The organism is Snodgrassella sp. W8132, assembly GCF_016100865.1.
In the GTDB taxonomy this organism is placed as follows: Bacteria; Pseudomonadota; Gammaproteobacteria; order Burkholderiales; family Neisseriaceae; genus Snodgrassella; species Snodgrassella alvi.
The window spans coordinates 1-13,693 of record NZ_JACFRQ010000006.1; the positions used below are offsets into that span (position 1 = coordinate 1).

Here is a 13,693-nt window from a genome sequence, read left to right on the forward strand (position 1 = left end):
CTTTAAGTACTGAGAAATACCACAGAAGAAAAACAATACCGCAGCAGCCTGATGGCTGCTGTTGCTGTATCTAGGTCAGAGAGGGAAGGACTGCTGACGCAGTGCTTCGTAGAGAACGATAGCTGCGGCGTTGGACAGGTTTAGTGAGCGGATGTGCTCTGACTGCGGGATTCGCAGACACTGCTCTGCGCGTGCCTGTGCGAATGCTTGAGGCAGTCCGGTGGTTTCGCGACCGAAGAGGAAGTAGATTTGCTGATTGGGGTCACTGTAGTCGAACTGAGTGTAGTTGCGAGTGCCGTAGGTTTCTATCAGGTAGACCTGTGCATTAGTTTGAGTTTCGGTCATGCTGATGAATGCTTCCAGACTATCATGATAATGAATATCTACATGAGGCCAGTAATCCAGACCAGCACGCTTAAGCATCTTGTCATCGGTAGAGAAACCTAAAGGATGGATTAAATGCAGGCTGGTATGTGTGCCGGCACAAGTACGGGCGATATTGCCGGTATTAGCAGGAATTTGGGGTTGATACAGAGCTATGTGCAGACTCATCTGATTAGTTTTTTATTGATACAAAAAAGATGATTAGTATAATCTATATTGAAAATTTAAGTGACTATTGCTTCGAATGAAGAATGTGACAGATATATCACTTATTCGCTTAACTGTTTATGTATAAAAATTTCTATACCATTTTAATTTAACATAGATTAATCTTATTTTTATCATTAAATCTATAGATATTTCATTTAAACAATAAAGTAATAATCCAGATTAGCCAGAGCAGAGCACAGCTTATTAAGGAATATTTGAGTTGCTTCAGTGCTCCCTGATATCTTTGTTCCAAAGTAAAATCTTGCAGTTTTTGTTTTTGCCAAATAGAAGTAAGAATAATACCAGCCTGCCGATTATTTTCCTGAGTGAGTTCAGAAATATAATGATTATCCAGCCATAGCCGCCAGCATTGATAAATAACCATACCGGCACCAGCTGTGATCAGTGAACGTATTAAGCCGGCAGATGCGCAAAATATTGCCCATAATAAAGGTATTAATGCCATCAATAACAAAAAGCGCCAGCTTGCTAATGTGTGGCTGACTAACACTTTACTAAGTTCATGTTCATTGGATTCTGGGTTATGCTGATATGCCATTGCTCAAGAAGTTCCATATGTTTGGAGCCTAGTACAATTTGCGGGCGTTGTTGCTGCACAAATGTACAGGCCTGTTCTACAGTTTTAAAATTATCAAAAGCCAGCAGCCATGCTACTACTACAATGGCACTACGTGATAGTCCCAATGAGCAATGGATTAAAACACTATTGTGCTGTGTACGTAATTTTTCTAATTCACTGACAGCTTGTTGCAATTGCATCATACTGGGGCAAACCAGATCTAGCATCGGTATACATCTATACACGCAATTATATGTAGATTGGGCGCGTGGAAATTCGAATGTTAAATCCAGAATGGCTTTTTGTTTAATACTGCTGCAAGGATAACTACCCATAAAAATGTGCTTATTGATTGGGCTGATAGCAGGAATTTTACGGGTATACAGCCATCTGGAAATAGTCATCAGACATCGCCAGGGAAATAACAGAATATAAGTAGCTGCTGAATATTTGCCATGGGGTGATTTACATATTGTATTAACACCAAAATGATATGAACAACTGACGATAAATAAAGATAATGCCAGCCATAATAACCACGGAGTAGAATAAATTCCAAAACATAAGCACACAAGCGCTGCTGTTGCATAATACTTAGTCAGCTTTTTTGACTGTGTACACGGTATATGAATATGGGTTTTTGGTATTTTTTTAACCGGTATTAGCCAGTCAATAAACATACCAATAGCGATGCCGATGATTACATCAATAAAATGATGTTGCCATGTCGTCAATACAGAAATACTAATTAACAGAAACCAGCAATGAATCAGCCAGCGCAAACGTTTAGGAGTATGTTGTAAAAAGTGTTGCCACAGCAGCCAGCTTAGGATGATATAGAGTATTGAAGATTGATTATAAGATAAATTAAACTGCTCCAGCTGATTAAACCACCAGCCGGTAAAACCTTCAACTTTGGGACGGATAAAGCTAAAACGAAGAGGAAATAGTAAAAAACTGATACAGGCTATTGTAGAAGCTAATACTAACCGGCAGGCCTGACGAGTCTGTTCAGATACAGAGCGACACAAAAATAAAGATATGCTATAGAGCAAAGCCAGACTACAGTAAGGAATAATGGTGAGCGGAATAAACGGGATGTATTGTTCCCAGCTATATACCACACTATTAATATCAGCTCGTGTGGCAGTAAACTGATTAACCAGTTCATACGTTACCAAGAAAAACGGCGCCAGAATGATTAACCAGCCTACTGCCAGACAGTTTAATTGACTACGCAACTTCATGATGCACGGCGAATTGCCATGGATACGCTGAAAATCCCCCATTCATCAATAATTTGTGCACATTTATCAAAACCGGCTGCACTTACCAGAGCATCCATTTCACCTTGAGAACGATTACGCATAATCCACGGCTGACCCTGACGATGGCTGGTTAAAGACCATGCAATGGTTTTCAATTGTGGGTGCCAAGGTTGATTGGTGTAAATCAGGATACCACCGGCAGGGATAGCAGCTGCTAAACCATTTAGTGAATTGCGTAACAGAGAGTTATCCGGAAAAAGTTCATACAGTCCGGAAACAATACCCAGGGTTGGCTGAGGTGTAAGTGCTGCGAGTTGTTCCTGATTGAAGGCATCACCAATTTCAAATCGCGCTTTATTGCTTAAACCATAATCAGCAATCATCTGCTGACCTTTGCTGACATTAAGTTCACTGTAGTCGCGTAATAAAATTTCTTCAACTGCATTGATATTGGATAATGCTTCAATGACATACCTGCCATGACCGGCAGCAATATCAACAACCCGAACCGGAAGATTTTCTTCCTGTAGTTTTGATACAGCTTGTTTAATCATATATTCCAGATTAATTTTGCGTTGCCGGATACCTCGCCAGCCAATGCTATTGAGATAGGCTTTGTCAAATTGTTTTCCCAGCCAGTTTTGACCCTGAGGCTGATTCTGATAAACATAATCCAGTGTACTGCCGGAATCAAAGCCAGTTTCACAACCCAGTTTAATACCATTAGAAAGTTTACCAAGGGTTGTCATACCTTTATGTAAGGCACGATAACTAAAGGCACTGAAAGAAAGCGGAACCGGTCCGCCGCTTAATTCACGCCAGTTATCTGCACTCGGGCTCCAGCGATCTTCATGCTGATAGTTAAAAGCGGCTACTGGCTGCTGATATAAGGTATCGATAAAGCTGCGAATTTTTGTAAAAGCTTCTTCTCGGTTAAGTTCGCCCAATGTGTCGTGATAAAAACCGGGCAGAATGTGCATTTCTTTGAGCGGATTGCGAATACGCTGATAGAAATCCAGTTGTGGTTGCCTGTGCACTACATAATCCTGACCGGATATCAGCAGTTGTGTAGGTAAAGTAATAGCAGCGGCATCTTCAATGACGCGGTCGGCTGTACGGTATAAATCCAGTAAAATATTTACTGCAATTGCACGGGTAATCAGCGGATCGTTATTAAAACTGTTAACACGTTCAGGATCATGAGTCAGATACTTGCCTTTGACATAGGAATTAACAAAGAACAGACCTTTCACATATTGTCCGAAACTAAGCAATGGCCGGGCAAACGGCACGTACAGTTTTACTTTAAATGCAGGAGAGGCTAATACAAGTCCGCGAATTTTCGGGGCATAATCATGTGCCCATGTTGCTGCCAGTACCGCTCCCACACTCTGGGCAATCACTATGATATTCGAAAAGGGAGTTTGGCTGTCTGCGGCAACAAAATGCATAAATTCATCCACATCCTGTACAGAACGAGCCAGAGACGGGCTGTAACCGCGAGGGCCGGGAGAGTGGCCATGCCCGCGGGCATCCCACGCATAAAAATCCGTATCCGGCATGTTCAGCTCATCCACAATGTGCTGCAAACGACCAGAATGTTCATGTCCGCGGTGAAACAATACAATAACTTTACGTATTGTGCCGGAGGTAATTGCAGGCCAGTGTCGATAAAATAATTCTTGTTTATCGCTGGTATAAAATGTACTTTCTTTTGCTTGGCGTTGTTCAGTCATCAGAATCTCTTTTCGTATATTGCGGACGCAATGCGAGTAAATTATTTAATAAATCTGCTTTAAACTGGTCCTTATCCGGCTGGTAATACATGGCACTACCAATATTAATGTCTATGAATAGGGGCAGCGGAATACGATTACCTTTAGCCATAATCTGTTCAGTTCCCTGTAGCCATACCGGAATGATGGGTACAGTTGGCATAGCAGCGCTTAAATACCAGATACCTGATTTGAGCGGTTGCATTTTTCCGGGTTCGCCACGAGAGCCTTCTGGAAATAGGATAAGGATTTTGTTTTGACGTAAGGCTTCTTCACAGCCCTGAAGCGGATTGTTCTGACCGCCATTCTGACGGGTAACCGGAATAATGTTGAGAATATTAATTGCAAACCAGGCCAGCCATTTATTACTCAGAAAGTAATCTGCTGCAGCTACCGGATGAATCTGATTTTGCTGTAAAGGTGAGTATAGACCCATCAGTGCAAATACATCCATGTGGCTATTATGATTAGCAACAATGATTGCCGGACCCTGTTTAGGCAGATTGTGATGCTGATGAATACGCAAACCCAGCCAGAAACGCATAAACGGCCATTCTATACATAATGCAAATATGGGTTTGAGTAATGATTTAAGCATGATTTAGTAGTAAAAATAGCGAACGAAATGAAAAAATACCGGTGCAGTAAAAATCAATGAGTCCAGACGATCAAGAATACCTCCGTGGCCGGGTAATATCGTGCCGCTGTCTTTAATACCAATATCCCGCTTGATTGCAGACATGACAATATCACCACAGAATCCGCTTATACTGATGATCAGACCTGCAATTAAAGACATTTCCCAGCTCAGTGGTGTCAGTATAGGACCCAGCAGCATGGCAGCAATTGTCGTGCTGGCTATGCCGCCAAGTAGTCCGGCCAGAGTTTTGTTCGGGCTGACTTTAGGTGTTATTTTGATTTTACCCAGAGATTTACCCCACAAGTATTGAGTAATATCATTGAATTCTGTTAAACCCACAAGAAACAGTACCAATAGTGCACCAGTTTGCTGATGATCATTCGGCAGTACCAGCAAACTGGCAACATGGCTGAAAGCAAATACAGTTGTCATCAAACCCCACTGCAATTGAGACACTGTACGCAGAAAATGTTTGGTATCACCAGCAATAACCATTCGTGCCGGTAAAAACAGGAACATATATACCGGAATAAATATAATAAAAAAACCGTACCAGTTACTGCCGATAAACCAGTAATTAATCGGAATAGTGATAAACATCCACAGGATAGGCATACGGTCTGCATGGCGTGCCGGTACCAGCGTTAAATATTCTTTTAACGCCATGAAGCTGACCAGAGCAAAAAAACATATCCCTAACCAGGATGGACTGATTAATGCCAGAGAAAACAGTATAATAATAATCCACCACGTTCGAATACGCAGTGTGAGTTCATGCCAGTCTTTATCCGGTTTCAGGTACACTAATAAGCCATTGATAACTGTAGCCAGTAATAAAAGGCTGAAAATGACCAGTAAGGATTTTTGCAACAGCATATCAGTGTTCTCCGGTCAGTGCACTGCGACAACGGTTAACACAAGTCCAGACCAGTAAGACAATTGATATACACCACAGCAGATTGTTCCATGATGTTAATTCTGGCCAGATAGCCAGTAATAAAGACCATGTACCGAAAATCAGGGCACGATCACTTTTACCCATGGGACCCGCATAGCTGCGGATGCCATTAATTGTTTGAGCAAGAATGCCGCAAAATTCCGTAAGTACTGCACAGAAGAGCATTACCAGTACCACAGTTGTATTACTGCCCGGTAACAGAATGAACGGCACATATAAGGCAATATCAGATAAGACATCACCCAATTCATTTAAGACAGCACCAAGCCGGCTTTGCTGGTTACATTCACGAGCGAGCATGCCATCCAGTGCATTGAGCGCCATTCTGATAAACAATGTAATCGGTAGCAGCCAGAATAATCCCGGATGCGGAAAAATAGCCAGTATGACACCGATTAATACAGAAAGACCAATTGCAGAAAGGGTAATGTGGTTTGCTGTAACGCCTTTTCGATACAGCCAGAACATGAGCGGGCGTAATAATTTTTGAAAAGCAGGTTTGATACTGTAAAGAGTCATGCTTTTATAAATTAAGTTATGTAATTTCTATATTATAAAATGTATTTAAAATTTTTGTTTTGTTATTTTTATTAAACATGTTAGGCTGCTGTACCGATTTGTTTAGCCATACTGCAAAACATACGTTAATAAATATTCCATGCGGGGTTTATTTTCAGTGTTGTGATTAATAAGTAGTGAACTGCTATACGTTTTTAAATTTTTACTGTTACGTGATGAATTTATAGATGAATTGCCGGTAATGCGTGATAGTATTACCGGCAATTTTCAGGATGAAATAGGTTTATTCACCTTGTGGTAGTGTCCACATCTGATTTTGATTGTATTTCTGCATAAATTGTTTAAATTCTGGTGATTGATAGGCTGCTTTTAAGTCTTTTGCCCAGTGGGTATCTTTATTTTTTTCATTAATGGTAACCACCATTTCCATTTCCGGAATTACTTTTTCACGAAGTACGGCTTTTTTCGGATCAAGTTTAGACTGGTAAGCAATTCCACCGGAGGCGAAACCGAAATCTACTTCACCCAGTGTGCGCGGAATCATGACTGAATCCATTTCTTTAATTTTCAATTGTTTTGGATTGCTGACAATGTCTCTGGATGTTGCCAGTATCGGGTTAGTACCGGATTTGAGCTGAATGAAATGATTATCGGTCAGAATGCGCAATGCACGTGAAGTATTGGCCGGATCACTGGGAATCAGCACAGTAGCACCATTAGGCGCCTGCTGAAAGGATGTGTATTTGTCTGAGTAAATGGCAGCCGGTATGGTAGGGATATGTACCAAAGGATACAGATGTGTACCTTTTTCACGGTTAAAGACATTAAGATAGGCAGTATGCTGATCCAGATTAAAATCAACCTGACCATTATTAACAGATTGATTATTCACTTCCAGCGTGGAAAAATTCATGGTTTTAATGGTGTAGCCCTGTTTTTCCAGAATAGGTTTAATGCCTTGTTCAAATACTGTGCTGTAAGGCATAGCAGAGGCACCAAAAACCAGCTCTTTTTTGGTCGTACTGCCTGCTGTGGAATCTTGCTGAGTTTTAGAGCAGGCAATAAGACCTGTTGTCACGAGACAGAATAAAACGAAATAGATAATTTTGTTCATAATGTGCCTGCTAAAAATTTAATATGGAATTTAAGTATATAATTGGAATTAGTTTGTAAATATACTGATTTTAAATAACTTTACTACTAAAAAGAATATAGATTTATGCTATTTGCCTATTGTTTGAATTGTTATGCTTACTGATTTAGAAAAAAACGCCATACGTGATCATTACCAAAGTATTGCCAGAAGTTTGCCTAATTTCCGGCCCCGGCAGGCACAGCGGGAAATGATTGCAGCCGTTGCTAATGCATTTTCACGCACTCAGCAACAGCAGGATGGTGAGGATGCACCGGAGCGCAATGGTGAGTCTATCGTTGTAGTAGAGGGGCCGACAGGAGTGGGTAAAAGTCTGGCATATTTACTTGCCGGCGGTATTATGGCGCAGACGCGCGGCAAAATACTGGTAGTAAGCAGTGCGACTGTCGCCTTGCAGGAACAACTGGTCGGGCGTGATTTACCGTTTGTAGTCAGACACAGCGGACTGAGTCTTAGTTTTGCTCTGGCTAAAGGACGCGGACGTTATTTATGTCCCTATAAACTGTATCAATTAACCCAATTAAACGCACAGGACAGTTTGCAGGGTTTTGAACCACAAATGGTACTCTGGGAGCGGAAGCCTAAAAAAGAAGAATTGGCAGTATTGCGTAATATGGCAGATCAGTTTGCTGCCCGTACTTTTAATGGAGACCGGGATACATGGCCGGAACAAATTGACGACGGTTTATGGCAGAAAGTAACTAATGATCGCCATGGTTGTTTGAAATCCGGGTGCCCGAACCGCGCCGAGTGTCCTTTTTTTCTGGCGCGGGAGACGCTGGAAACGGTGAATGTTGTGGTAGCCAATCATGATTTACTGCTGGCTGATATTGGCATGGGCGGCGGTGTAATTTTGCCGGCACCGGCCAACAGTTTTTATTGTATCGATGAAGCGCACCATTTACCGCATAAAGCTTTACAGCAATTTGCGGCTGAACATAGTTTGAATCAGACATTATGGTTTTTAGACCGGATTGGTAATATTGTAGATAAAGTAGCTGGTGTGCTGGATAAAAGTGAACTTGCAGTGCTGGCTGTTGAAGCTGCATCGGGTTTGCAGGAAAGTTTGCAGGAATGGCTGATTTGTCTGGCTGATGAACCCAGTCTGGCAGTACAGGACGGTATCGAAGAAAGCAGCTGGCTGTGGCCGGATGGTGAAATACCATCGAGTTTGAATATGCTGGTAAATAATACCGCTATCGCCGCACGAATGCTGCTGAAACATTTAAATGGTATGAATGAGGCATTATCTGCCTCTAGACGAGATAAGAATAAGGATAGCAGCCTGCTTGATCAACTCAGTACTGATTTGGGCATGCTGCTGGCGCGAACTGAACAGGTCGTGGATGTATGGGATTTAATGTCCACGGAAAAAGTTGAAGGCGAAGCACCACTGGCTAAATGGATTACTCGGATAGCTAAAGATAAGGTTGACTACAACTTTCATGCCTCTCCCATTACCAGTGCCAGTAAGCTGGCCAGTGGTTTGTGGCGGCGGGCGGCGGGGGCATTGCTGACCTCGGCCACATTACGCTCACTGGGTACATTTGATTTACTGTTAAAGCAAACAGGCCTGAGCTGGCTGCCTGATACTACTATGCTGGCACTGGACAGCCCGTTTCATTTTGCAGAACAGGGTGAGCTGTATATACCGCCACTGGCAGCCAGCCCGAAAGATGCGGCAGCGCATACCAGCGAAATTGTTAAATGGCTGCCGAAGCTGATTAGTGAAAACGAACCTATTGGGACACTGGTATTATTTTCTTCACGGCGGCAAATGCAGGAGGTTGCGCTGAAATTGCCGGACAGTCATTTGCCCTTATTGCTGGTGCAGGGAGAAATACCCAAACAGATATTATTAGAGCGCCATCATGAGGCAATTGCTGCCGGTCGTCCAAGTATTATTTTCGGTCTGGACAGTTTCGCTGAAGGTCTGGATTTACCCGGTGAGATGTGTGTGCAGGTCATTATTGCCAAGTTGCCGTTTGCCATGCCGGATAATCCGATTGAGAAAACCCGCAATCAGTGGATAGAGGCACGCGGCGGTAACCCGTTTATGGAAATTACTGTGCCGGAAGCCAGTATCAAGCTGATTCAGGCCGTAGGGCGGCTGATTCGGACTGAAACAGATTACGGCCGGGTTACTATTCTGGATAATCGTATTCTGACTGCGCGATATGGTAAACAGTTACTGGCGTGTTTACCGCCTTTCAGACGTATCGGCTGAATATGACTACAGATGTAATCATCAATGCAACTGTATCCTGCTCAGTACGGGAAATTGTCATACAAACCCTGTACAGCAATTGACAATCAATTGATTAATCTTTAATATTAGAAGCTTTCGTATATTTATCTGGATTAGCTTTTATGAAAACCTTTTCAGCTAAGCCCCATGAGGTGAAGCGCGATTGGTATGTGGTTGATGCTCAAGACAAAGTTCTGGGTCGTCTGGCTGCTGAAATCGCCCGCCGTCTGCGTGGCAAACATAAGCCAGAATACACGCCACATGTTGATACTGGTGATTACATTATTGTAATTAACGCTGACAAACTGCGTGTGACTGGTCAGAAACAGACTGACAAAAAATACTATCGCCACTCAGGTTTTCCTGGTGGTATTTATGAGCGCACTTTTGCTGAAATGCAAAACCAGTTTCCTGGCCGTGCGCTGGAAAAAGCCGTTAAAGGTATGTTACCTAAAGGCCCGTTGGGCTATGCCATGATTAAAAAACTGAAAGTATATGCTACTGCAGAACATGGCCATGCTGCTCAACAACCTAAAGTTTTGGATATCTAAGGACACGCAATGAACGGTAAATATTACTACGGCACGGGTCGCCGCAAAAGTTCAGTGGCTCGTGTTTTCCTGCAAAAGGGTAGCGGTCAGATTATTGTAAATGGTCGTCCGCTGGATGAATTTTTTGGTCGTGAAACCGGCCGCATGATTGTTCGTCAGCCTCTGGTACTGACTGAAAATCTCGAAGCTTTCGATATTAAAGTAAATGTAGTAGGCGGCGGTGAAACCGGTCAGTCTGGTGCGATTCGTCATGGCATTACCCGTGCACTGATTGACTACGATGCAGCTCTGAAACCAACTTTATCTGCTGCTGGTCTGGTTACTCGTGATGCACGTGAAGTTGAACGTAAAAAATTCGGTCTGCGCAAAGCACGCCGTGCAAAACAGTTCTCAAAACGTTAATCTGTATTGCCACTACCAAAACAGTTTATATATCCAAAAAGAGCCTTTATGGGCTCTTTTTTGTTTTATTTGTAAAGTAAAAATTCTATTTATTGAAGAGAAAGGCGAGAGTAATTGGATTAAGCAAAATCGAAGATAGATAGTTTTGAGAGAGATTTAAAAAGAGCTATTAAAAGTATATTGGTTAGTGATAATAGAGCTCTAAAAATATAAAAGATATAGAGCGATATAAATTAATAATAGATTTTAAATTTGTTTGCTGATATGTGGTAAACAATTAAATAAAACAGATAAAGATTTAAAACTATATACAGTTTTAATGTTTAAAAATATTATTTGAAATGTTTAATAGTTTTAGATTCAAAATATAAATTTATTTTTACATAAATTTACTTAATAATTCTATTAGTTATGCCATATAAAATTATCTAACAATATTAAGAATATAGATTAATGTAAAAAAATGATTATATCGGGTATTATATTTGTATCTATTTGTTTATTAAATAAATTATTTTAATTCTTAGTTTAAATAACAACAAAATGTTTAATTATTCTAATTTAGCATTGCTAAAATTTTGCATTAAAACTTCATTTAATGCATTAAATAACTCATATATGCTCTCGATAATCTCTTTGACAGCATAAAAAGACCATGTATAATGCGAACATATTAAAGATATATTGATATTGGTATGAATGATTTTGTTTTTGTTAACGAAGGATGAAAATGTCTAACCAAGTATTAGCTCATTTAGAGGATCTGGTAAATGCACTAAATATAAGCTTATTTACTAATAAAACTTATTTTTCACAATCGGAAATTCAACAGCAGATTGATATTTTAGAAGATATTAAAGAATATATTAATAAGAGTGAATCCGAGTTTGCTACAGAGAATATAACTGAAGAAGCTTTGTTGAATGATATTTTAAACAATCCAGAAAGTCTAACACCTTTTGCGATTAGTTATATTCCAGCTGATCTGAAAGATGAAATTAGTCTGACTGATACTGATAAATTTGAGATTGAGGTAATTAATTTAATTAATAAGGCGAAAGACAAGAGGATGAGTTTAAATAATTTGCTCGTAGCTTTAAAACTCACGACAGGGATAGCTTATTCAAGAAGTATTCTGAATAATAGGCTATACAGAATGGTAAAAAAAGATATTTTGTTTTCTGTACCCGGACGTAAAGGATTATATACGACTAATCGGGATATTCAATATGAATCGAATAAGGAAGAAAGTAGAGAAGTAGATTTATACAATGAAGAAATAAATTAAGAAAGAACTCAGTGAAGCTGCAACTTCACTGAGTTCGAGAGGTAGACGGAATTATTCTCCATCTTCTGTAAAAGGCAAGATCAAAGTAATTTTGCACTCTTACTAACATACAATGCATTAGTAAGTGTACATTAATAATTTACTCTTGTCTATTCTACCTCAATCGAAATTGATGGAGTGCAGGAGTATTTATATGCCATATAAATATACTAAAAGTTTTTGTAAACCTTTAAATTTAAAAGATTTAATTCTTGTACGAGGTTATATACGTTTTCGCTGTGGCCATTATGAAAATGTTTGTACGCATTATAGGAGGCGACCACGTTCGAAATATAATTAATTAGAAACCCCCTCTATACTTTATATGTATAGAGGGGGTTTCTAATTAATTAAAAAAATTTAATTATTTTAATTACATTCTATAAGAGTAATACCTTATATAAAATCATCTAATTTTAGCCGCTAAAATTTCAATTGAAAAATTGAAATATAATTAAATATTTTAGCCGCTAAAATCGAAACTTATTTATTGCCTGAAATATTGAAATTAATGATAACAATTTTATAATGCAGGATATACAAGTATAAAACTGTAAATTCAAAACTAACTATATTGTTCATATCATGATATATAATTCAAAAATATTATTATTAAACAATATTTTAAATTATAAAAAATATTAGTTTGTTAATATATAAGTTAAAAATTTGAATTATGCTTAAATATGAATTAATTTCATATATATATGAAATTTTTTAATTTATATGGCTTTATTCTTGCTTGCTGTTTGGGGATATAAGTTCATTAAATATTTTCCGGTGGTTTATTACCGCGATGTTTGTAACGGTTGTAGCCAAACAGGTACTGGCTTGGGAAACGTGTTACCCATTTTTCAATATTATTATTAATAATCTGTGCATCATGTTCGCGGTTGCCGTTGAGTGTGCCTTCAAGTGGTGCGATATGAAGGGCAAAGCCTCGGCCGTGCGGCAGGCGTTCGCCGCAAAAGAACAGAGGGGTTACTTCAGGCATGATGGCCAGACGGGAGGCTAGGGTCATGGTGTAGGCAGGCTGACCAAAAAAAGTTGCCCATACACCTTCACCTTCGCCGGGTACCTGATCGGGCAGCACAATGGTAGCCTGTTTATTTTTTAATGCCCGTACAATCTGTTTTACCCCCAGCATATTGGCAGGAGCGGTATAGCCGTTATCACGCACACGTCCGCTATTCATAACGTTTTCCAGCCAGCTTATTTTAGGCGGGCGGTACATGGCAGTAAGCGGGAAAGGCAGTTTTTCGCTCAGAAAACGGCCAGCAAGATCATAATTGCCCAGATGTGGTGTAATTAAAAGCAAACCTTCGTTGCGTTCAATAGCGGCTTCTATGTACTCCCAGCCGTGTACTTCTTTAAATAATGAGACGATATGCTTGCTTGAGCGGGTCCAGGCTATGGATAACTCAAGCCCGCTTTTGGCTGTTTCTGCAAAAATAGATTTAACCAGTTTTTCTGATTCTTGGTCGTTGGCAGCAAGTTTGCTAAAATGCAGATTTTTAGTTGTGCGTTGACGTTCACTGGTGGCGAAGTAAAAACCAAGACGCCCCAGTACGGAACCTAAGCCTTGCAAAATGGGTAAGGGAATTAATGCCAACAGGAAAAATATGAAATAAACCAGCTTTTGCATCTGTTCTGTATCTCAAACTCGAAAATTTGGGCA

At 40.1% G+C, this 13,693-nt stretch carries 13 protein-coding genes; 4 read left to right on the top strand and 9 right to left on the bottom strand.

From position 1 onward, the window contains the following. Positions 1-75: 75 nt before the first annotated feature. The 8 genes from trmL to H3U82_RS10195 all read right to left on the bottom strand — a co-directional run bounded on the left by trmL (position 76) and on the right by H3U82_RS10195 (position 7,448). Positions 76-552, bottom strand: coding sequence for a tRNA (uridine(34)/cytosine(34)/5-carboxymethylaminomethyluridine(34)-2'-O)-methyltransferase TrmL (gene trmL, locus H3U82_RS10160; RefSeq protein ID WP_198210406.1), 477 nt, complete (start codon positions 550-552; stop codon positions 76-78). 193 nt (positions 553-745) lie between these two features. Further along, on the bottom strand, positions 746-1,153 hold the full coding sequence (locus tag H3U82_RS10165) for a hypothetical protein (RefSeq protein ID WP_084550377.1): 408 nt from the start codon (positions 1,151-1,153) through the stop codon (positions 746-748). Next, positions 1,099-2,421, bottom strand: coding sequence for a phosphatase PAP2/dual specificity phosphatase family protein (locus H3U82_RS10170; RefSeq protein WP_198210407.1), 1,323 nt, complete (start codon positions 2,419-2,421; stop codon positions 1,099-1,101). The genes H3U82_RS10165 and H3U82_RS10170 overlap by 55 nt, the downstream gene beginning before the upstream one ends. Beyond that, positions 2,418-4,178 (bottom strand): bifunctional alpha/beta hydrolase/class I SAM-dependent methyltransferase, encoded by a 1,761-nt coding sequence (locus H3U82_RS10175; protein ID WP_110413834.1) that lies wholly within the window; start codon positions 4,176-4,178, stop codon positions 2,418-2,420. The genes H3U82_RS10170 and H3U82_RS10175 overlap by 4 nt, the downstream gene beginning before the upstream one ends. Beyond that, the gene (locus tag H3U82_RS10180; protein ID WP_037393225.1) at positions 4,171-4,815 is read right to left on the bottom strand and encodes a 1-acyl-sn-glycerol-3-phosphate acyltransferase; all 645 of its coding nucleotides are present in this window, start codon (positions 4,813-4,815) and stop codon (positions 4,171-4,173) included. Before H3U82_RS10180 ends, H3U82_RS10175 begins: the two co-directional genes overlap by 8 nt. Positions 4,816-4,818: 3 nt before the next feature. Beyond that, a complete protein-coding gene (locus H3U82_RS10185; RefSeq protein WP_078474483.1) occupies positions 4,819-5,733 on the bottom strand; it encodes a phosphatidate cytidylyltransferase in 915 nt (304 codons plus the stop codon). A 1-nt stretch (position 5,734) separates the two neighbouring features. Continuing rightward, entirely contained in the window at positions 5,735-6,334 is a 600-nt protein-coding gene (locus H3U82_RS10190) for a CDP-alcohol phosphatidyltransferase family protein (protein ID WP_078474481.1), read from the bottom strand. 283 nt (positions 6,335-6,617) lie between these two features. Further along, positions 6,618-7,448: a MetQ/NlpA family ABC transporter substrate-binding protein gene (locus tag H3U82_RS10195; RefSeq protein WP_198210408.1), complete on the bottom strand. Its 831-nt coding sequence runs from the start codon at positions 7,446-7,448 to the stop codon at positions 6,618-6,620. 133 nt (positions 7,449-7,581) lie between these two features. Between H3U82_RS10195 and dinG the strand changes: the two genes are divergently transcribed. The 4 genes from dinG to H3U82_RS10215 all read left to right on the top strand — a co-directional run bounded on the left by dinG (position 7,582) and on the right by H3U82_RS10215 (position 11,976). Next, positions 7,582-9,714 carry an ATP-dependent DNA helicase DinG gene (dinG, locus tag H3U82_RS10200; RefSeq protein ID WP_198210409.1) on the top strand — a complete coding sequence of 711 codons (2,133 nt, stop codon included), beginning with the start codon at positions 7,582-7,584 and terminating at the stop codon, positions 9,712-9,714. A gap of 143 nt (positions 9,715-9,857) precedes the next feature. Beyond that, complete coding sequence (gene rplM, locus H3U82_RS10205) at positions 9,858-10,286, top strand: 50S ribosomal protein L13 (RefSeq protein WP_025329931.1); 429 nt, start codon at positions 9,858-9,860, stop codon at positions 10,284-10,286. A 9-nt stretch (positions 10,287-10,295) separates the two neighbouring features. Next, complete coding sequence (gene rpsI, locus H3U82_RS10210; protein WP_025329932.1) at positions 10,296-10,688, top strand: 30S ribosomal protein S9; 393 nt, start codon at positions 10,296-10,298, stop codon at positions 10,686-10,688. Between the two features lie 730 nt (positions 10,689-11,418). After that, entirely contained in the window at positions 11,419-11,976 is a 558-nt protein-coding gene (locus tag H3U82_RS10215; protein WP_198210410.1) for a hypothetical protein, read from the top strand. 805 nt (positions 11,977-12,781) lie between these two features. On the opposite strand, the gene H3U82_RS10220 is transcribed toward H3U82_RS10215, so the two are convergent. Further along, on the bottom strand, positions 12,782-13,660 hold the full coding sequence (locus tag H3U82_RS10220; RefSeq protein ID WP_198210411.1) for a lysophospholipid acyltransferase family protein: 879 nt from the start codon (positions 13,658-13,660) through the stop codon (positions 12,782-12,784). Positions 13,661-13,693 lie beyond the last annotated feature (33 nt).